Source organism: Streptomyces sp. R44, from assembly GCF_041053105.1.
In the GTDB taxonomy this organism is placed as follows: Bacteria; Actinomycetota; Actinomycetes; order Streptomycetales; family Streptomycetaceae; genus Streptomyces.
In genome coordinates this window covers 6652768-6672550 of the sequence record NZ_CP163444.1, presented here as the reverse complement: position 1 = coordinate 6672550, position 19783 = coordinate 6652768, and the positions used below count along the sequence as shown (strand labels likewise).

The following is a 19783-nucleotide window of genomic DNA, read 5'->3' as shown; positions in this document are numbered from 1 at the left end:
GACGAAGGCCGCACCTCTGCGCCGCGTGGGCGGAGAAGCGAACAAGGAGGCACTGTGAGCGAGCGCGCCGCACCGTTCCACTGCCCCTACTGCGGGGACGAGGACCTGCGTCCCAACGAGCAGGGCCATGGCGCATGGGAATGCGCCGCGTGCAGTCGAGCCTTCCAGCTGAAGTTCCTGGGGCTCCTCGCCCCGGCGACTTCGGACAACACCACTGGGAGGAAAGACATATGACGGTCACTCAGGACACGACCGCGGCCGACCTCAAGGCACTCGCCGAGCAGGCCGGCCGTGATCTGGAGGACGCCTCCGCCCTGGAGATCCTCCGCTGGGCCGTGGACACCTTCGGCGACGGCTTCTGCGTCACCTCCTCCATGGAGGACGCGGTCGTCGCCCACCTGGCCTCCCGGGTCAAGCCCGGCGTGGACGTCGTCTTCCTCGACACGGGCTACCACTTCGAGGAGACCATCGGCACCCGCGACGCCGTGGACGCCGTCATGGACGTCAACGTCATCACCCTGACCCCGCGTCAGACGGTGGCCGAGCAGGACGCCGAGTACGGTCCGAAGCTCCACGACCGCGACCCCGACCTGTGCTGCGCGCTGCGCAAGGTCAAGCCGCTGGAGGAGGGCCTCACCGCCTACGGCGCGTGGGCCACCGGCCTGCGCCGCGACGAGTCCCCCACCCGGGCGAACACCCCGGTCGTCGGCTGGGACGAGAAGCGGCAGAAGGTCAAGGTCTCCCCCATCGCCCGCTGGACGCAGGACGACGTCGACGCGTACGTCACGGAGCACGGTGTCCTCACCAACCCGCTCCTCATGGACGGATACGCCTCCGTCGGCTGCGCGCCCTGCACCCGCCGCGTCCTGGAGGGCGAGGACGCCCGGGCCGGCCGCTGGGCCGGACGCGCCAAGACCGAATGCGGGCTGCACGGATGACGGACACTCAGACACCCCAGGAGAACCACGTGACCGGTGCCACCATCTGGCTCACCGGCCTGCCGAGCGCCGGAAAGACCACCATCGCGTACGAGCTGGCCGGCCGCCTCCGCGAGGAGGGCCACGCCGTGGAGATCCTCGACGGCGACGAGATCCGCGAGTTCCTCTCGGCGGGCCTCGGCTTCACCCGCGAGGACCGGCACACCAACGTGCAGCGGATCGGCTTCGTCGCCGAGCTGCTCGCCTCGCACGGCGTGAAGGTCCTGGTCCCGGTCATCGCCCCGTACAACGACAGCCGCGAGGCGGTCCGCAAGCGCCACCAGGCCGAGGGCACCGCCTTCGTCGAGGTGCACGTGGCCACCCCCGTGGAGGTCTGCTCCGTCCGCGACGTGAAGGGCCTCTACGCCAAGCAGGCCGCCGGCGAGATCTCCGGCCTCACCGGCGTCGACGACCCGTACGAGGCGCCCGAGAACCCCGATCTGCGGATCGAGTCCCAGAACCAGACCGTGCAGGAGTCCGCGGCGCAGCTGCACGCGCTGCTCACCGAGAGGGGGCTGTTGTGAGCGACGCACGCGCGGCCGCCGGGTCGCAGACAACAACGAAAGCCGCACCTCTGCGCCGCACGGGCGGAGAAGCGAACGAGGAGGCACTGTGACCACCGTCGCCCATGCTCACGACACCACGGACAGTCCGTTCGCGCTGTCGCACCTCGACTCCCTGGAGTCCGAGGCCGTCCACATCTTCCGTGAGGTGGCGGGCGAGTTCGAGCGGCCGGTGATCCTCTTCTCCGGCGGCAAGGACTCCATCGTCATGCTGCACCTGGCGCTGAAGGCCTTCGCCCCGGCGCCGGTCCCCTTCACGCTCCTCCACGTCGACACGGGGCACAACTTCCCCGAGGTCATCGAGTACCGCGACCGCGTCGTCGCCCAGCACGGGCTGCGGCTGCACGTGGCCTCGGTGCAGGAGTACATCGACGCCGGCAAGCTCCGCGAGCGCCCCGACGGCACCCGCAACCCGCTGCAGACCGTCCCGCTGACCGAGGCGATCCAGCAGCACCGCTTCGACGCCGTCTTCGGCGGCGGCCGCCGCGACGAGGAGAAGGCCCGCGCCAAGGAGCGGGTGTTCTCGCTGCGCGACGAGTTCTCGCAGTGGGACCCGCGCCGGCAGCGCCCCGAGCTGTGGCAGCTCTACAACGGCCGGCACGCCCCCGGCGAGCACGTCCGGGTCTTCCCGCTCTCCAACTGGACCGAGCTGGACGTCTGGCAGTACATCGCCCGTGAGGGCATCGAGCTGCCGGAGATCTACTTCGCCCACGAGCGTGAGGTCTTCGCCCGCAACGGCATGTGGCTGACCGCCGGCGAGTGGGGCGGCCCCAAGGACACCGAGACGGTCGAGAAGCGGCTCATCCGCTACCGCACCGTCGGCGACATGTCCTGCACGGGTGCCGTCGACTCCGACGCCACCACGCTGGACGCCGTCATCGCCGAGATCGCCGCCTCCCGCCTCACCGAGCGGGGCGCGACCCGCGCCGACGACAAGATGTCCGAGGCCGCGATGGAAGACCGCAAGCGCGAAGGGTACTTCTAATGAGCACGTCCACCGAGCAGTTCGCCGACGTCTCGGCCACCACCCTGCTGCGTTTCGCCACCGCCGGCTCCGTCGACGACGGCAAGTCCACCCTGGTGGGCCGTCTCCTGCACGACTCCAAGTCGGTCCTCACGGACCAGCTGGAGGCCGTGGAGCACGCCTCGCGCTCCCGCGGCCAGGAGGCGCCCGACCTGGCGCTGCTCACCGACGGTCTGCGGGCCGAGCGCGAGCAGGGCATCACGATCGACGTGGCCTACCGCTACTTCGCGACCCCGCGCCGGCGCTTCATCCTCGCCGACACCCCCGGGCACGTGCAGTACACCCGGAACATGGTCACCGGCGCCTCCACCGCCGAGCTGGCCGTGGTCCTCGTCGACGCCCGCAACGGCGTCGTCGAGCAGACCCGCCGGCACGCGGCCGTCGCCGCCCTGCTCCGCGTCCCGCACGTGGTCCTCGCCGTGAACAAGATGGACCTGGTCGACTACCAGGAGCCCGTCTTCGCCGCGATCGCCGAGGAGTTCACGACGTACGCCTCCGAGCTCGGCGTCCCGGAGATCACCGCGATCCCGATCTCGGCGCTCGCCGGCGACAACGTCGTGGAGCCGTCCGCGAACATGGACTGGTACGGCGGCCCGACGGTCCTGGAGCACCTGGAGACCGTCCCGGTCAGCCACGACCTGACGGCCTGCCACGCCCGGTTCCCCGTGCAGTACGTGATCCGCCCGCAGACCGCCGAGCACCCCGACTACCGGGGCTACGCCGGTCAGATCGCCGCCGGTGCCTTCCGCGTCGGCGAGGAGATCACCGTCCTGCCGTCGGGCAGGAAGTCGACGATCACCGGCATCGACGCGCTGGGCGAGTCCGTGGACATCGCCTGGGCCCCGCAGTCGGTGACGATCCGGCTCGCCGACGACATCGACATCTCGCGCGGCGACCTGCTCGCCCCGAGCGGCGACGCCCCGGCCACCAGCCAGGACGTCGAGGCGACCGTCTGCCACGTGGCGGACCAGCCGCTCGCCGTCGGCCAGCGGGTCCTGCTCAAGCACACCACGCGCACGGTCAAGGCGATCGTCAAGGACATCCCCTCGCGGCTGACCCTCGACGACCTGTCCCAGCACCCGAACCCGGGTCAGCTGGTCGCCAACGACATCGGCCGGGTCGTGGTCCGCACCGCCGAGCCGCTCGCGCTCGACGCGTACGCGGACTCCCGCCGTACGGGATCGTTCCTGCTGATCGACCCCGCGGACGGCACCACGCTCGCGGCCGGCATGGCGGGCGAGTCCTTCGCCACGACCAAGGCCGTCGCCGCGGTCGACGAGGAAGAAGGGTGGGATTTCTGAGATGAGCCAGAACGTCTACGCCACCTTCGCGAAGGAGGGCGGCCGGGTCGGCTCCGGCGCCCTCGGTGCGGGCATGGGAGGTGTCGCGCGATGTGCGTGCTGACCTCGATGCGCCGCGCCAGCGGTGCGACACGGCTCCACCCGCTCCACCCCGAACGACATAGACGCAGACTTCGCTGAGAAGTTGAACCGAGGGGAACACCACCCGTGCCTGCCACCACCCGTACCACCCTGCGCCGCGGCCTGGCCGCCGCCGCCGCCCTGCCGCTGCTGATCGGCGCTCTCGCCTCCTGCGGCTACGGCTCCGAGTCCAAGAACGACGACGACTCCACGAAGAAGGTGGCCGCCGAGGGCGAGAAGCTCTCCGCCGACACCGTACGGCTCGGGTACTTCCCCAACCTCACGCACGCCACCGCCCTCGTCGGTGACCAGGAGGGCATCCTCCAGAAGGAGCTGGGCGGCACCAAGCTGGTTCCCACCACCTTCAACGCGGGCCCGTCCGAGATCGAGGCGCTGAACGCCGGCTCCATCGACATCGGCTTCATCGGCCCCTCGCCGTCCATCAACGGCTACGTCAAGACCAAGGGCACCAACCTCCGCATCGTCGGCGGCGCCGCCTCCGGTGGCGTGAAGCTCGTGGTGAACCCGGCGAAGATCAAGACCCTGGACGACCTCAAGGGCAAGAAGATCGCCACCCCGCAGCTCGGCAACACGCAGGACGTGGCCTTCCTCAACTGGATCTCCGAGAAGGGCTGGAAGGTCGACGCCCAGAGCGGCAAGGGCGACGTCTCCGTGGTCCGCACGGACAACAAGGTCACCCCGAACGCCTACGCCTCCGGCGCCATCGACGGCGCCTGGGTGCCCGAGCCGACCGCGTCGAAGCTGGTCAGCGACGGCGCGAAGGTGCTGCTCGACGAGTCCGACCTGTGGCCGGACAAGAAGTTCGTCATCACGAACATCATCGTGTCGCAGAAGTTCCTGAAGGAGCACCCGGACGTCGTCGAGGCGTTCCTGCGCGGTTCGGTGAAGACCAACGAGTGGATCAACGCCAACCAGGACAAGGCGAAGGCCTCGGCCAACGCCAAGCTGAAGGCCCTCTCGGGCAAGGCGCTCGGTGCCAAGGTCATCGACGCCGCGTGGCCGTCCATCGCCTTCACCAACGACCCGCTGGCGGCCACCCTCCAGGCCCAGGCCGACCACGCGGTGAAGGCCGGTCTCCTGAAGCAGCCCGAGCTGTCCGGCATCTACGACCTGAAGCCGCTCAACAAGGTCCTGAAGGCCGCGGGTCAGCCCGAGGTCTCCGACGCCGGTCTCGGCGCGAAGTAACAGCCCGCAGCTGATCCCCAGGAGGTGACGACCATGGCCACGACCACGACGCTCGCCAAGGCCGAGGACCGTGCGGCGGTGACCCATGCCGCCCGCATCGAGCATGTCTCCAAGTCCTTCGGCGGACCCGCCGGCGGGCAGCTCGTCCTCGACGACATCTCGCTCGATGTCGCCCCCGGCGAGTTCGTCACCCTCCTGGGCGCCTCGGGCTGCGGCAAGTCCACGCTGCTCAACCTGGTCGCCGGGCTCGACCGGCCGTCCGCGGGGTCCATCGAGACCCCCGGCGGCCGGCCGGCCCTGATGTTCCAGGAGCACGCCCTCTTCCCGTGGCTCACCGCGGGCAAGAACATCGAACTGGCCCTGCGGCTGCGCGGGGTGCCCAAGGCCGAGCGGCGCGAGGAGGCCGAGCGCCTCCTGACCCTCGTCCGGCTCGGCGGCTCGTACGACAAGCGGGTCCACGAGCTGTCCGGCGGCATGCGCCAGCGCGTCGCGCTGGCCCGCGCGCTCGCCCAGGACAGCGACCTGCTCCTGATGGACGAGCCGTTCGCCGCGCTCGACGCCATCACCCGGGACGTGCTGCACGACGAGCTGACCCGGATCTGGCGGGAGACGAAGCTGTCGGTGCTCTTCGTCACCCACAACGTGCGCGAGGCCGTACGCCTCGCCGAGCGTGTCGTCCTCCTCTCGTCCCGGCCCGGCCGGATCGCGCACGAGTGGACCATCGACATCCCTCAGCCGCGCCGCATCGAGGACGCCGCCGTCGCGGAGCTGTCCCTCGAGATCACCGAGCACCTGCGTGGGGAGATCCGCCGTCATGGCCAGCACTGACATCAGCCCGAACACCGACGACCTCGCCGGCCTCGAAGCCGGTCTCGACGCCCTCGACACCGTGAACGTCTCGCGGACCCCGGTCCGCGAGGTGCTGGTCAAGAAGGTGCTTCCGCCGGTCGTCGCCATCGTCCTCGTCCTGGTCGCGTGGCAGCTCCTGGTGTCCCTGAAGGTCACCGACGAGTACAAGCTGCCCGCGCCGTCCGCCGTCTGGGACAGCCTGACCACCATGTGGCTGGAGGGCACGCTCCTCCAGGTCCTGTGGACCAGCGTCTCCCGCGCCCTGTTCGGCTTCCTCCTGGCGCTCGCCATCGGCACCCCGCTGGGCCTGCTCGTCTCCCGCGTGAAGTTCGTGCGTGCGGCGATCGGCCCGATCCTCGCGGGACTCCAGTCGCTGCCCTCGGTGGCCTGGGTCGCGCCGGCCGTCCTGTGGCTCGGCCTCAACGACAGCATGATGTACGCGGTGATCCTGCTCGGCGCCGTCCCCTCGATCGCCAACGGCCTGGTGGCCGGCGTCGACCAGGTCCCGCCGCTCTTCCTGCGGGCCGGCCAGACGCTCGGCGCGACGGGGCTCAAGGGCGCCTGGCACATCGTGATGCCGGCCGCGCTCCCCGGCTACCTCGCGGGCCTCAAGCAGGGCTGGGCGTTCTCCTGGCGCTCGCTGATGGCCGCGGAGATCATCGCCTCCTCGCCGGACCTGGGCCTCGGCCTCGGCCAGCTCCTGGAGAACGGCCGCAACAACATCGACATGGCCGGGATCTTCCTGGCGATCATCCTGATCCTGATCGTCGGCATCGCCATCGACCTGCTCATCTTCAGCCCGCTGGAGCGCGCGGTCCTCCGCCGCCGCGGTCTGCTCACGAAGGCCTGACCATGAACCGCTCCGTGCTCCTCGTCGTCGCCCACGGCAGCCGCGATCCGCGGCACGCGGCGACCGTCCAGGCGCTGGTGCGCCGGGCCGGTGCGCTGCGGCCGGGGCTGCGCGTGGAGACGGCGTTCCTGGACTTCAACCTGCCCTCGGTGCCGGGAGTGCTCGACCGGCTCGCCGCGGACGGGGTACGGGACGTGGTGGCCCTGCCGCTCCTCCTCACCCGGGCCTTCCACGCGAAGACCGACATCCCCGCCGTACTGCGCCAGGCGCCGCCCTCCCTGAACATCCGCCAGGCGGAGGTCCTCGGTCCCTCGCCGCTGCTGATCGCGGCGGTGGAGCGGCGGTTGTACGAGGCCGGGCTCGGGCCCGGCGACAAGAGCACGACCGGGGTCGTCCTGGCCTCGGCGGGCTCCACAGACCCGGAGGCGATCGCGGTGATCGCAGAAACGGCGCGGGAGCTGCGGCGCACCGGTTGGTGCTCCGTGCGGCCCGCGTTCGCCTCCGCTGTAAATGCCGGGGGCTTCCCGCGCACGGAGGACGCCGTACGTGCGCTCCGCGCCGAGCCGGGCGTCCGGCGGGTGGCGGTGGCGCCGTACGTCATCGCCCCGGGCCGCCTCCCCGACCGCATCGCGGCGGGCGCGGCCGAGGCCGACGTCCTGGCGGACGTCCTGGGCCCCTCCCCCGAACTGGCCCGCCTGCTCCTGGAGCGCTACGACGGCGCCCACGCGGCGCGGCGCCCGGTCGCCAGGACCGCCTGACGCTAGCTGAAGTCGAGCCCGCCCGTGCGGGTGCGCTTCAGCTCGAAGAGGTCGGGGTGGGAGGCGAGGACCCGGAAGCTGTCGAAGAGTTCGGCCGCCTTCTCGCCGCGCGGGATCGCCCGCAGGACCGGGCCGAACCAGACGGTGCCGTCCACGTGGATCGTCGGGGTGCCGACGTACCCCTCCGCCTCGGGGTCCTTGCCCGCGTCGTGGCTGCGGCGGACCGCCTCGTCGTGGGCCGGGTCGTGCGCGGCGGCGGCCAGCTCCGGCGGGAGGCCGAGCTCGGTGAGCGATTCGGCGATGACCGCGTCGAAGTCCTTCTGCTTCTTCTCGTGGATGCGGGTGCCGTACGCGGTGTAGAGCGGGCGCAGGATCTCCTCGCCGTGCTGTTCGGCGGCGGCCGCCGCCACCCGGACCGGGCCGATGGAGGCGTCGACGAGCTCGCGGTACCAGTCGGGGAGTTCGTTGCCCTCGTTGTGGAAGTACAGGCTCATGACCTTGAAGCGGAGGTCGATGTCCCGGTGGCGCTCGACCTCCAGGATCCAGCGGGAGGTGATCCAGGCGAAGGGGCAGGCGGGGTCGAACCAGAAGTCGACGGTGGGGCGGGAAGCGGTGTGCTCGGTGCTCGTCATGACATCGAATCTAGCGGGGAGTTGGCCCGTGATCACGGGCCATTCCTCACCCTTCCGACTGGGCCACTTCAGGGTCAGTCCCCGCGCGTCATCTCGACGAGCTTGACCACCGTGTTCCAGTTCCGGCCGGTGGCGACGAGGCCCTTCACCACGGACGGGCGGGAGACCGCCTCGCCGAGCTTGGACTTCCCGAGGCCTTCGGGGGCGTAGAGGTAGAGCACGCGGTCGCCGAGGGCGAAGTCCTCGGGGAGGAAGGCCTCGCGGTCGATCGCGGCGAAGCGCCCGGGGTCGGCGGCCTCCGAGTAGTAGATGGCGTGGAGCTGCTTGCCCTCCAGTTCGGCGGCCGGGAAGGGGCAGGCGTCGGCGACGGCGGCGAGGTAGTCGCCGTCGCGGACGAGGCAGTCGACGCGGAAGCCGAAGCGCTCCTCGATCGCGTCTTCGAGGGAGGCCCTGAGCTCGTCCTCGCCGGCGCCGGAGTCGGTGGTGAAGACGGCGTTCCCGCTCTGGAGGTAGGTGCGGACGCCGGTGTGTCCGAGCTCTTCGAGGAGCTTCCGGAGTTCCGCCATGGGGACCTTGCGGCGCCCGCTCACGTTGATGCCGCGGAGCAGGGCCGCGTAGGTCTTCGTCATGGGCTCAATCTAGACGGCCACCGTGCCGCGTGGGGGGCGGCACGGTGGCCGGTTCGAACCCTGTCGGATGGAGGAGTTCCGGAGAAGACCCTTCACCCATCTGTGACTTATTCAACAAGGTTTCGTAATCACGAATCCGTCATCTGCGCTGATAGCGGGCGAGGACCCGGTTGCCGTCCTCGACCAGGCGCCTGCGCAGTTCGGCGCCGTCGATGGCGCCGCTGTAGTACTCCTGGAAGGCCGGGGTGGCCACTTTGTCCTTCCACTCCGGGTAGCCGCGCACCGACTGCGCGGGCGCGGGCCGTAGATATTCGGCCACCGCCGCCCCGGTCGCCCAGCCGTCCCGCGCGGTGTGCAGGGAGGGGTCGGCGAGCGCGGCGGTGCCGGTGGGCAGCATCCAGTCGCCCCGCGCGAGCCGCACCATGTTCGCCGGACGCAGGAAGAAGTCGAGGAAGCGGGCCGCCTCCTTCTTGTGGGGGCTGTCCTCGGCGATCGACAGGGTCTGCGGGGAGACGCCCTGGGCGAGCCCTTCGCCGCCGGCGGGCGCGGGCAGCACCGTCCATGCGAAGCCCTCGGGCGCCTGCTGCGCGATCTGCTGCCGGTAGGCGAAACCCAGCGGGACCATGGCGTACTTGCCGGCGAAGAAGCCGGGCAGGGTGTCGGAGCCGCCGCTGCCGAGCGTGGTGCGCGGGGCGGTCCGGTCACTGACGACCTGGTCGTGGACGGTGCCGGGGACGATGCCGTCGGACGCGGTGAAGTCGACGGTCACCCGGCCGTCCGGATCCCGGTGGAAGAGCCGGCCCCCGGCCGAGACCCCGAGGTTGAGACTGACGGAGACGGGCTCCTTGAGGGGCCAGGCGACCGCGTACCGGCCGCTTCCCATGGTCCGGGTGAGGTCCTGGGTGATCTGCCGGAACTCGCTCCAGCTCCAGGGCTTCTCCGGGGTGGGGACGCGGACGCCGGAGGACTCCAGGATCTTCCGGTTGGCGATGAGGACGCGGGGTTCCTGGAGGAACGGCACGCCGTAGACGCCCTCGCCGAAGGTGGTGGTCTCCCAGCTGCGGGCGGGGATGTCGGCGCGCAGCCGCTCGGAGAGCAGCGGGCGGAGGTCGGCGAGCCGGCCGCCGTAGGCGAAGTCGGACAGGTCGTCGGAGGCGTCGTGGATGATGTCGGGCGCCTCGCCGCCCTCGAAGGAGGTGAGGAGCTGGTCGTGGACGGAGTCCCAGCTGCCCTGGACGTACTCCACCTGGATGTCGGGGTGGGCGGCGTTCCACTCCTTCACCAGCTGCCGGTTGGCGTCGACGGACTCCTTCTGCCAGGCGAGGGACTGGAAGCGGAGCCGTACGACGCCGTCGTCGGGTCCGTCTCCCCCGGCGGTGCAGCCGCTGAGGAGCAGGGCGAGCGCGGCGGCGAGGGCGAGGATCCGTCTCATGACTTCACCGCCCCGGTGAGCGTCCCGCCCGTGATCCGTCTCTGGAGGAGGCCGAAGACGAGGAGGGACGGCAGGGTGGCGAGGAAGGCCGCGGCGGCGAGCGGGCCGAGGTCGGCGACGCCCTCGGCACCGAGGAAGTGGGTGAGGACGACCGGGAGGGTCTGCTTCTCGGGGGTCTTGAGGAGGACGAGCGCGAAGAAGAACTCGTTCCAGGCGGTGACGAAGGCGAAGAGCGCGGTGGCGACGATGCCCGGGGCGAGCAGCGGGGCGGTGACCGAGACGAGGGTACGGATCCGGCCGGCGCCGTCGACGGCCGCGGCCTCTTCCAGTTCGGCCGGGACGGCCCTGGCGTACCCCATGAGCATCCAGAGGGCGAAGGGCAGCGACCACACCACGTACACCAGGACGAGCCCGGCGACGCTGTTGATCAGGTGCAGGTTCTTGAGGACGAGGAAGAGCGGGATGATCACGAGGACGAAGGGGAACGCCTGGCTGATCACCACCCAGCCGGTGGCGGCCCCGGCGAGCCGGCCGCGGTGGCGGACCGTCACATAGGCGAGCGGGGTCGCGACGGCCACCGCGATGACGGCGGCGGACACGGCGGCGAGCAGGCTGTTCGCGGCGGCCCTGAGCAGTGGCTGCTCGTCGAAGGCCTGCCGGAAGTTGTCGAGGGTGGGGTTCTCCGGGATCCAGGTGGGATGCAGCGAGGCCAGCTCGGGGGCGGGCTTGAAGGCGGTGGAGAGCAGCCAGAGGAAGGGGAAGGCGAGGAAGACGAGATAGGCGAGGAGAGCCAGGTACTGGCCTGCCCGCGCGGGCCCGCTCGTCCGGAGGGCGCTCACCGGTCCTGGTCCCCTTTCAGACGGCGTACGAGGGAGAGGGCGATGAGCACCGAGACGGCGGCGACCATCACGCAGCCCATCGCGGCGGCGTAGCCGAACTGCCCGTAGCGGAAGGCCTCTTCGTAGGCGAAGAGCATGGGGAGCCGGGTCCGGCCGCCCGGTCCGCCGTTGGTCAGGACGTAGACCAGGGCGAAGGAGTTGAAGTTCCAGATGAGGTTGAGGGCGGTGATGGCGAGGGCCACCGGCCGGAGCGCGGGCCAGGTGACGGCGCGGAAGCGGCGCCAGGCGCCGGCGCCGTCGAGGGCGGCCGCCTCGTGGAGTTCGCGCGGGGTGTTCTGGAGTCCGGCGAGCAGGGCGACGGTGGTCTGCGGCATGCCGGCCCAGACGCCGACGACGATGACGGCGGGCAGGGCGGTGGCGAGCCCGGAGAGCCAGTCGTGTCCCTCGCCGAGGCCCAGGTTCCGCAGGGTCTCGTTGAGGATGCCGGCGTCGGGGTTGTAGACGAGCCGCCACATGATGCCGACGACGACCTCCGGCATCGCCCAGGGCACGATGGCGAGGGCGCGTGCCAGCCGGCGGAAGCGGAGCTTCTGGTCGAGCAGCAGGGCCAGGCCGAGGGCGAGCAGGAACTGCGGGACGGTGACGCCGACGGCCCAGACCACGCCGATGCGGAAGGACTCCCAGAAGAGGGTGTCGTGCAGCAGGTCCTGGAAGTTGAGGGTGCCGACCCAGCGGGTGGCCTGGGTGCGGCCGGACTGGGCGTCGGTGAAGGCGAGCGCGATGCCGTAGAGGAGGGGGCCGACGCTGAGGACGAGGATCGGCAGGAGCGCCGGGAGCACCAGGAACCAGGCGCCGAGGTCGGGGCCGCGCGGGCGTGTCCCGGGGGCGGCGCGGGGTGTGCCCGCTCGGCCGGGCCGCGAGGCCGTGGTCACCGAGCTCATCGAGGGACCCCCGGCCGCTTCGTCGCGGTCACTGAGCTCACGATCCGACCCCCCGTCCACCTGCTGCTGCCGCTGTCCGGAATCCCGCCATGGTGCTGACGGTGTGTCGGCCCGTCAAGGCGACGGGCGCGGTGAGCTGCGCGGATGGGAGACTTTGGCGCAAACACACGCGTGAGGGAGAGGTCGATGGACGAGGCGCGGGCACGGGAGATCCTGGGCGGAGCGGGGCTGCCGGTCGCGGGTGCGCGGCTGCTCGCCCTGGGCGAGAACGCGGTCTTCGCCCTGGGCGATCTGGTGGTGAAGGTCGGCCGGGACGCGGAGCTGTTCGAGCGGGCCGAGCGGGAGCTGGCGCTGGCCTCGTGGCTGGAAGCCGCCGGGGTCCCCGCGGTCCGGGCCGCCGAGGAGAAGCCGCGCCTGGTGGACGGGCATCCGGTGACCGTCTGGCACCGGCTGCCGGAGGCGGTGCGTCCCACGGAGCCCCGTGATCTCGCGCCCTTGCTGCGGGCGGTGCACGCGCTGCCCGAACCGACCGGGTTCACGCTCCCGCGCCGTGAGCTGCTCGGCGGGGTGGAGCGGTGGCTGCGGCTCGCGGGGGCCACGATCGACCCGGCGGACGCGGCGTTCCTGCGGGAGCGGCGCGATTCCTTCGCGCCGGCGGCGGCCGCGCTCACCCCGCGTCTGACGCCGGGCCCGATCCACGGGGACGCCCTCCCCCGGAACGTCCACGTCGGCCCGGACGGGCCGGTCCTGGTGGACCTGGAGACCTTCTCCTCGGATCTGCGCGAGCACGATCTCGTGGTCCTCACGCTCTCCCGGGACCGCTACGGCCTGGACCCGGCGGCGTACGAGGCGTTCACCGAGGCGTACGGCTGGGACGTCCGCGAGTGGGAGGGGTGCGCGGTGCTGCGCGGGGCGCGGGAGACCGCGAGCTGCGCGTGGGTGGCGCAGCACGCGCCGACGAACCCGAAGGCCCTGGCCGAGTTCGAGCGGCGGGTGGCCTCACTGCGGGACGGTGACCCCGAGGTGCGCTGGTACCCCTTCTGACATCATGTTGCCTTCGAACCGGCCGGTGACGAACGGGGTGTTGAGATGCGTGTCGAACTGTCCGAGGTGACCCTCGACGTCGAGGTGAGCGGGGAGGGACCGGCCGTGCTGCTCGTGCACGGCTTCCCCGACAGCCACCACCTGTGGCGGCACCAGGTCCCGGCGCTGAACGCGGCCGGTTTCCGGACCGTCGCGCCGACCCTGCGCGGCTTCGGTGCCTCCGACCGGCCCGAGGGCGGTCCGGCGGCGCACCACCCGGGCAAGCACGTCGGCGACATGGTCGAGCTCCTGGCGCACCTCGACCTCGACCAGGTCCATCTGGTGGGTCACGACTGGGGTTCGGGCATCGCGCAGGCCGTGACCCAGTTCTTCCCTGACCGGGTGCGGAGCCTGAGCATCCTGTCCGTGGGTCACCTGGGGTCCATCCGGGCCGCCGGCTGGGAGCAGAAGCAGCGCTCCTGGTACATGCTGCTGTTCCAGCTGGCCGGGGTCGCCGAGGACTGGCTCGCGCGGGACGACTACGCCAACCTGCGGGAGATGCTGGGCGAGCACCCGGACGCCGAGGCCGCGATCGAGACGCTGCGCGCGCCCGGCGCGCTGACGGCGGCGCTGGACATCTACCGCGCGGGTCTGCCGCCGGAGGTCCAGTTCGGCGCGGACGTGCCGGCGGTGCCGCTGCCGGAGTCGGTCCCGGTGATGGGCCTGTGGTCGACGGGCGACCGTTTCCTCACCGAGCGCTCGATGTCGGGGACGGGCGAGTACGTCGCCGGCTCCTGGCGCTACGAGCGGGTCGAGGACGCGGGCCACTGGCTGCAGCTCGACCAGCCGGAGAAGGTCAACGAGCTGCTGCTCTCCTTCCTCAAGGAGAACGGCTGAAGGGCCGGTTCCGGTCGATCGTCGCTGATCCCGGGTGACCGCTTCCGTCGGACGGTGGGCGAAAGGTGACCGTTTCCGTGGGCGGGGTCGGCGGGGGGCGAGTTCAAACCCGCCTGGAGAGTGAGTCCGTTCCCGAGACGGGGAGCGGGAGCCGTGTCCGGTTTCCACGCCGACGTGCCTTCTGAGCTGGAACGATGCCGTCGTCTTCGCCCCGCGTGCCTTCAGGCAGGCGGGGCGAAGACGTCCCGGTACCCGGCGCCGGCCGACTGGTCGGCCACAGTGAAGAGGACGGCTTCGTGAGCAACCCTCAGGACGACAACGAGATCAGCGCGGTAACCCCCGCCCAGGTGGCCCGGCTCGCCGACCACGGCATCTACGCCTCCGCCACCGAGCTCGACCCGGACGCCGTCAACCTGGCCCTGGCGCTGGTCGCCACGCTGAAGGGCGAGGCCACCAGTGCTCTGCTGACCCCGGAGCTCCGGCAACTGACGGAGCAGGTGCGGGCCAAGGCGACCTTCGGTTTTCCGAGGATCGACTCGGACGGTGTGGAGCTGTCGGCTTTCACGATCAAGCTCAACGGCGACGAACCCCGTCCGGTGGTGATCGTGCCGGCGGGCTGGACGCCGCTCGGCTGGACCATCTTCGCGTACCTGTACCTGCAGCTGGCGCAGCGCGGCTACCACGTCCTCGCGTACACCCCGCGCGGCATCGGCCTGACGTACCCGCTGCTCGGCGGCGGCTACCGCGACGCGTTCTTCACGTCCGGCGGCACGATCGACGTCGCCGGGCAGCTCGACTGGGCCGACGGCTCCACGGTCATCGACTACGCGCAGCTCCACCTCGCCCCGAGCAGGATCGCCTTCCTCGGCGAGTCGTACGGCTCCGGCATCAGCCAGCTCGTCGCGGCGCACGACCCGGCCGCCCGCGTCGACGCCGTCGTCGCCTTCAGCACCTGGGGCAACCTCGCCACGAGCCTCTACGACAACGGCACCCGCCACCTGGCGGCCGTGGAAGCCCTGGTGAACTTCACCGGCGGCCCCGAGGAGCGGAAGTTCGACGCCGCCACCCGCGAGCTCCTCGCGGACTTCAAGGCCGGACGGAACCTCGACGACGTGGTCGCCTGGGGCACGGAGCGCGCACCCGCCGAATACGTCCGCGACACCAACGCCCGGAACATCCCGACGTTCTTCTCCAACACCTGGCACGAGACGCTGTTCCCCGTCAACCAGGTCGTCGAGCACTTCGAGCGGCTGACCGTGCCCAAGCACCTGAACCTGTGGATCGGCGACCACGCCGCCCCCGAGGGCGCCGGTCTCTCCATCCCGTGGAGCGGGCCGAACCTGCCCGTGGAGGAGGCCTTCGCCTGGCTCGACCACCATGTGCTCGGCGCCTCGAACGGCGTGCCCGAGTGGCCCGCGGTCAACAACCAGATCATGTTCACGTACAAGACCGAGACCGACCCGGAGACCGGCCAGAACGTCATCACCGAGCCGGCCGTCCGCGAGCGCAGGGCCTCCTGGTCCGAGGTGACCACCTCCACCGAGGACTGGTACCTGACCTCCGTCGGCTCCGACAGCCGTGACGGCGGCCTCGCCGGGGAGGCGGAGACCGGCTGGAAGCGGGAGTTCACCGCGGGCGAGCTCACGGATGCCACCGCGGTCGACGCGATCATCGCCACCGGCCAGGCCGAATGGAAGGGCAACCCGAAGACGTACGCCACCGACAAGTTCGACCGGCAGCACCTCGCGGTCTGGACCACGGCCCCCCTCGACGCCACGGCGAACGGTGCCGCCCGCCGCATCCGGGGCGTCCCCGAGCTCACGCTCAGCGTCCGCAGCAGCGCCGCCTCGGCGACGATCGTGGCCTATCTCTTCGACGTCAGCCCCGACAACACGGCGCGCATCATCACCCACGAGCCCCTCACCCTGGACGACCTGACCCCCGGTGAGAACCGCAACGTCACCTGGAAGCTCCAGGCCGCGGGCTACGACGTGGCCGCGGGCCACCGCCTCATGCTGGTGGTCAACAGCAAGGACGCGCTCTACTCCGACGCCCTCACCGACGCCGACATCGACAGCGGCACGACCACCGTCACCTCCGTCGACGGCACGGCCGCCCGCCTGAGGCTGCCGCTCGGCTGATTCGCCCTGGCGGGGGTCAGACCGCCGCCGCGACCGTCTCGCGCAGGGGCCACGTGGAGTCGACGACCGCCTCCGCGTCGCCCTTGCGGCGCAGGAAGTCCTGGAAGTTCTCGGCCCAGGTCCGGTACCAGCCGATCTGCCGCTCGTGCAGCTCGGCCGGGTCCAGGGCGGCGACCTGGGGGTGCCGCTCGGCTATCGCGACGGCGACCCGGACGGCGGCGAGCGCGTCGGCGGCGGCCTGGTGGGCGGCTTCGAGCACCACGCCGTACTCCCCGCAGACCGCTTCCAGGGTCCGCTTGCCGCGCCGGTAGCGGTCGACGGCCCGGTCGATGGTGTACGGGTCGACGACCGGCCCGATGGCCGTCCCCCCGAGCCGCTCCTCCAGGGAGGGGAGGCCGTGGCGGCGCAGCTCGGCGGCGAGGAGCGTGAGGTCGAAGGAGGCGTTGTACGCGACGACGGGGACGCCGTCCTCCCAGTACGCGGCGAGGGTCCGCGCGATCTCGTCGGCGACCTCGCGGGCGGGCCGGCCCTCGGCCGCCGCGCGTTCGGTGCTGATGCCGTGGATCGCGGAGGCCTGCTCCGGGATGCGGATGCCCGGGTCGGCGAGCCAGTCCCGCCGCTGCCTGACCTGTCCGCCGCCGTCGACCTCGACGATCGAGGCCGTGACGATACGGGCCTCCAGCGGTTCCGTGCCGGTCGTCTCCAGGTCGAAGCCGACCAGCGTGTCGCCGTGCCAAGCCATCGGGTCCTCCTTACGTGATCTCCCCCGTGGTGCTGACCACCCTCGCACGCACCACTGACAACGCCTCCGGCTCCCCCGGCCGAAGGTCAGGAGACGGGCCGGGAGTCGAGCCAGACCGACTCGAACTCCTCCCGGTATGTCTCGAAAAGTCCGTGATCTCCGTCACGGGCCGGCTGCCCGTGCCGGACGACGTTCCGTCCGCCGCCGCGCAGGACGAGGACCGGGGCCTCCATGCCGCGGGCCCGGCGCAGGTACGACTGGACGACACCGACCCCGTCCGGTCCGTCGCCGTCGACGAGGTAGGCGGTGAAGCGCGGGGTCTCGTCGAAGACGTGGATCTGGAAGGCGCCCGGGTCGCGCAGCTTCGAGCGGACCCGGCGCATGTGCAGGATGTTCATCTCGACCGAGCGGCTCAGCTCGCCCTTCTTCAGGCCGAGTTCCCGCTCGCGGCGCTTGACGGCGCTGCTCGCCGGGTTGAGGAAGAGGAGCCGGGTCCGGCAGCCGGACTCGGCGAGCCGGACCATGCGGCGGCCGGAGAAGTTCTGCACGAGCAGATTGAGGCCTATGCCGGTGGCGTCGAGGCGGCGGGCCCCGCCGAAGAGGTCCTCGGCGGGCAGCTGCCGCTGCAGCCGGACCCGGTCGGGGTGGACGGAGACGACGTCCGCGTACCGGTCGCCGACGAGGTCCTCGACGGCGTCGACGGGCAGCCGGTCGGCGGACGGGACCCCGGCCCCGCCGCCGAGGATCTCCAGGATGCGGGCGGAGGCCCGCTCGGACTGGGCGAGGACGGTCAGCGAGAGCGCCCGGTTGCGGGAGACCACGTTGCGCGTGACCTCCAGCTCGTCCAGGGCGAGTTCGACCTCGCGCCGGTCGTCGAAGTAGGGCTCGAAGCAGGGCCAGTGCTGCACCATCAGCTCGCGCAGCTGGGGCAGCGTGAGGAAGCTCAGGACGTTGTCGTCGGCCGGGTCCAGGAGGTAGCCCTTGCGCCGGGAGACCTCGCGGACGGCGACGGCCCGCTGGACCCATTCCTGGCCGGCGGGCCCGGCCGCGGCCACCACCCACTCCTCGCCGTGCACGGGTTCGTACACGGGCCGCAGGACGGCGGCGACGACGGCCCGCAGCCGCTGCTCGACGAGGTTCAGCCAGATGTACGCCCGGCCGGCGCGCTGGGCCCTGGTGCGGACCTCGCTCCAGGCCTCGGCGCCCCAGTCGAGCTCCGCCCCGATCTCCACGGGCCTGCCGACGGTGACCGTGCCGGGCGGCACGACCGTGCCCGGCGGCAGGACCACGCCCGGGGGTACGGCCGCGCCCGGTGGCGCGACCGCTCCGGGCGGCGCCTCTGCGGGGTCGGCCGGGCCCCCCTCGTGACCCGCGTCACCTGGGGGCAGCTCCAGACCTCCCGAGCTCACCCGCGCACCGCCTTCTGCTCCCGGACACCCGTTCCGGCGGACAGGATGACCATGTGACAACGATCAAGGAAGGGTACTCCCCGAGCGGGAGGCGGTGCAGCAGGATCGTCAGGCTGCTTCCTCAACTCCCCAGATCCGGCTGCCCGTTCTGGGAGGCGAGATCGGCCGGAGTGAGCGGATTCATAGCGGTTACGTCCCTGGGCGCGAGCTGGAAGCCCTGCCAGTGGACCGGCATCGGCTGCTGGTCCTCGTCCCGGGCGATGTGGTGGAACCCGATGTTGACCCACACGGACGGCTGAGTCAGCGTCTCGCCGTTGACCCACCTGTCCACGCTGTCACCGGCGCCCGCGGCGCAGTTGCCGATGTTGTTGCTCGCGAACTTCTCGCAGGCGCGGGACTGGGTGAAGTACACGTCGTGCTTGGTGAATCCGCGGCCCGCGTGCGTGTCGGTGTGGCCGGGCACGATCTCGTACGAGCGCGCGTGGCCGTCGGCGTTCTTGCCGGTGCCGCTGACGACCCGCCACCAGCGCATGTTCTTCGCGTCGCCGGCGAGTTCCTTGGTGACGACGGTCCTCTTCGTCTTCACGGTGGGTCCGCCGCCGCCGGCGGCGGGCGCGGTGACGGTGGAGTCGAACTGCTCGATCCGGTCCTTGGTGGAGCCGTCGAGACCGAAGTCGAGCTTCCAGAAGACGTTGTGGGCATGGCTGGTGGCGTAGCCGCGGGCGCCCTTGCCGAGGGGCCAGCCGCGGCCGTCGGTGGCGTTGTAGTCGACGGGCGAGAGGCTGCCGGTGGCGCCGACGTTGGCGCCGATGGTGCCGTCGGCGGTGAAGCGCCACTCGGTGATGTACTCGTACCAGCCGACCTTGTTGACGGTGTAGACGAGCAGGTCCTTGGCCTGGGCCGCCCAGACCTTGGAGCCGTTGTCGCTGGCCATGCGGTACGCGTGCCCACGCGCCCGCGTGGTGGTGCACAGGCCCTTGACGTCGCCGATCTCGGGCACCTTGACGGTGGTGAGGGTGCCGCCGGGGCACTCGGCCGGCTTGAGGTTCTGCAGGCCCCAGCCGAAGCCGGCGCCGGTGAGGTCGTCGTACTCGGCGCCGCCGTCGTCGTACGGCACGTGGATCTGGGCGAGCCGGGCGCTGTTGAGGACCTTGATGGGCGCGGCGGCGCCGGGCGGCTGGTAGGTGATCCGGTCGAGCGTGAGCCCGGCGTCGGTGTCGTAGCGCCAGCACATCCGCCAGGTGGTGCCGCCGTCGAGCTTCTGCGTGATGCGGTACGCGGCCGAGCAGTCGGGTGAGGCGGCGGGCGCCTGGTTCGGGCGGGCGGGCGGGGCGGTGGCCGCGGTGGCGCCGGCCACCGGGCCGGCGGCGGCCGTGGCGGTGCCGAGCAGCACGGCGGCGGTCAGGACGGCGCCCCGCTTGCGGGCGCGCGGGTTGCTCCGGTGGGACAT

The 19783-nt window shown here is 71.6% G+C and carries 20 protein-coding genes; 12 read left to right on the top strand and 8 right to left on the bottom strand.

Annotation, left to right across the window (positions count from 1 at the left end; all coding sequences use genetic code 11):
* Positions 1–54 precede the first annotated feature (54 nt).
* The 9 genes from AB5J54_RS31200 to AB5J54_RS31160 all read left to right on the top strand — a co-directional run bounded on the left by AB5J54_RS31200 (position 55) and on the right by AB5J54_RS31160 (position 7648).
* Positions 55–234 carry a hypothetical protein gene (locus AB5J54_RS31200; RefSeq protein WP_369147243.1) on the top strand — a complete coding sequence of 60 codons (180 nt, stop codon included), beginning with the start codon at positions 55–57 and terminating at the stop codon, positions 232–234.
* Positions 231–938, top strand: a complete 708-nt coding sequence (locus AB5J54_RS31195) for a phosphoadenylyl-sulfate reductase (protein ID WP_369147242.1) — start codon at positions 231–233, stop codon at positions 936–938. The genes AB5J54_RS31200 and AB5J54_RS31195 overlap by 4 nt, the downstream gene beginning before the upstream one ends.
* The gene (cysC, locus tag AB5J54_RS31190; RefSeq protein ID WP_369147241.1) at positions 935–1501 is read left to right on the top strand and encodes an adenylyl-sulfate kinase; all 567 of its coding nucleotides are present in this window, start codon (positions 935–937) and stop codon (positions 1499–1501) included. Before AB5J54_RS31195 ends, cysC begins: the two co-directional genes overlap by 4 nt.
* A gap of 88 nt (positions 1502–1589) precedes the next feature.
* Positions 1590–2525, top strand: a complete 936-nt coding sequence (gene cysD / locus AB5J54_RS31185; RefSeq protein ID WP_369147240.1) for a sulfate adenylyltransferase subunit CysD — start codon at positions 1590–1592, stop codon at positions 2523–2525.
* Entirely contained in the window at positions 2525–3865 is a 1341-nt protein-coding gene (locus AB5J54_RS31180) for a sulfate adenylyltransferase subunit 1 (RefSeq protein ID WP_369147239.1), read from the top strand. Before cysD ends, AB5J54_RS31180 begins: the two co-directional genes overlap by 1 nt.
* Positions 3866–4072: 207 nt before the next feature.
* The gene (locus tag AB5J54_RS31175; protein ID WP_369147238.1) at positions 4073–5191 is read left to right on the top strand and encodes an aliphatic sulfonate ABC transporter substrate-binding protein; all 1119 of its coding nucleotides are present in this window, start codon (positions 4073–4075) and stop codon (positions 5189–5191) included.
* Positions 5192–5224: 33 nt separating this feature from the next.
* Entirely contained in the window at positions 5225–6019 is a 795-nt protein-coding gene (locus AB5J54_RS31170) for an ABC transporter ATP-binding protein (RefSeq protein ID WP_369147237.1), read from the top strand.
* Positions 6006–6890, top strand: a complete 885-nt coding sequence (locus AB5J54_RS31165; RefSeq protein ID WP_369147236.1) for an ABC transporter permease — start codon at positions 6006–6008, stop codon at positions 6888–6890. Before AB5J54_RS31170 ends, AB5J54_RS31165 begins: the two co-directional genes overlap by 14 nt.
* Before the next feature lie 2 nt (positions 6891–6892).
* A complete protein-coding gene (locus AB5J54_RS31160) occupies positions 6893–7648 on the top strand; it encodes a sirohydrochlorin chelatase (protein ID WP_369147234.1) in 756 nt (251 codons plus the stop codon).
* Between the two features lie 2 nt (positions 7649–7650).
* On the opposite strand, the gene AB5J54_RS31155 is transcribed toward AB5J54_RS31160, so the two are convergent.
* From AB5J54_RS31155 to AB5J54_RS31135, 5 genes are all read right to left on the bottom strand, one after another.
* Entirely contained in the window at positions 7651–8280 is a 630-nt protein-coding gene (locus AB5J54_RS31155; RefSeq protein WP_369147233.1) for a DsbA family protein, read from the bottom strand.
* A 74-nt stretch (positions 8281–8354) separates the two neighbouring features.
* The gene (locus tag AB5J54_RS31150; RefSeq protein ID WP_369147232.1) at positions 8355–8909 is read right to left on the bottom strand and encodes a DUF1697 domain-containing protein; all 555 of its coding nucleotides are present in this window, start codon (positions 8907–8909) and stop codon (positions 8355–8357) included.
* Positions 8910–9048: 139 nt separating this feature from the next.
* A complete protein-coding gene (locus AB5J54_RS31145) occupies positions 9049–10341 on the bottom strand; it encodes an ABC transporter substrate-binding protein (protein ID WP_369147231.1) in 1293 nt (430 codons plus the stop codon).
* The gene (locus tag AB5J54_RS31140; RefSeq protein ID WP_369147230.1) at positions 10338–11180 is read right to left on the bottom strand and encodes a carbohydrate ABC transporter permease; all 843 of its coding nucleotides are present in this window, start codon (positions 11178–11180) and stop codon (positions 10338–10340) included. The genes AB5J54_RS31145 and AB5J54_RS31140 overlap by 4 nt, the downstream gene beginning before the upstream one ends.
* Positions 11177–12121: a carbohydrate ABC transporter permease gene (locus tag AB5J54_RS31135; protein WP_369147229.1), complete on the bottom strand. Its 945-nt coding sequence runs from the start codon at positions 12119–12121 to the stop codon at positions 11177–11179. The genes AB5J54_RS31140 and AB5J54_RS31135 overlap by 4 nt, the downstream gene beginning before the upstream one ends.
* A gap of 186 nt (positions 12122–12307) precedes the next feature.
* On the opposite strand from AB5J54_RS31135, the gene AB5J54_RS31130 reads away from it, so the two are divergent.
* The 3 genes from AB5J54_RS31130 to AB5J54_RS31120 all read left to right on the top strand — a co-directional run bounded on the left by AB5J54_RS31130 (position 12308) and on the right by AB5J54_RS31120 (position 16182).
* Positions 12308–13165: a phosphotransferase enzyme family protein gene (locus AB5J54_RS31130; protein ID WP_369147228.1), complete on the top strand. Its 858-nt coding sequence runs from the start codon at positions 12308–12310 to the stop codon at positions 13163–13165.
* A gap of 45 nt (positions 13166–13210) precedes the next feature.
* Positions 13211–14041: an alpha/beta fold hydrolase gene (locus AB5J54_RS31125; RefSeq protein ID WP_369147227.1), complete on the top strand. Its 831-nt coding sequence runs from the start codon at positions 13211–13213 to the stop codon at positions 14039–14041.
* A gap of 296 nt (positions 14042–14337) precedes the next feature.
* Complete coding sequence (locus tag AB5J54_RS31120; RefSeq protein ID WP_369147226.1) at positions 14338–16182, top strand: CocE/NonD family hydrolase C-terminal non-catalytic domain-containing protein; 1845 nt, start codon at positions 14338–14340, stop codon at positions 16180–16182.
* A gap of 16 nt (positions 16183–16198) precedes the next feature.
* Here the strand turns inward: AB5J54_RS31120 and AB5J54_RS31115 are convergent, their stop codons facing one another.
* The 3 genes from AB5J54_RS31115 to AB5J54_RS31105 form a co-directional block, all read right to left on the bottom strand.
* The gene (locus tag AB5J54_RS31115; RefSeq protein ID WP_351187927.1) at positions 16199–16924 is read right to left on the bottom strand and encodes a 3'-5' exonuclease; all 726 of its coding nucleotides are present in this window, start codon (positions 16922–16924) and stop codon (positions 16199–16201) included.
* An 86-nt stretch (positions 16925–17010) separates the two neighbouring features.
* Positions 17011–18333, bottom strand: a complete 1323-nt coding sequence (locus AB5J54_RS31110; protein WP_369147225.1) for an SAV2148 family HEPN domain-containing protein — start codon at positions 18331–18333, stop codon at positions 17011–17013.
* Between the two features lie 121 nt (positions 18334–18454).
* Complete coding sequence (locus tag AB5J54_RS31105; RefSeq protein ID WP_369147224.1) at positions 18455–19783, bottom strand: copper amine oxidase; 1329 nt, start codon at positions 19781–19783, stop codon at positions 18455–18457.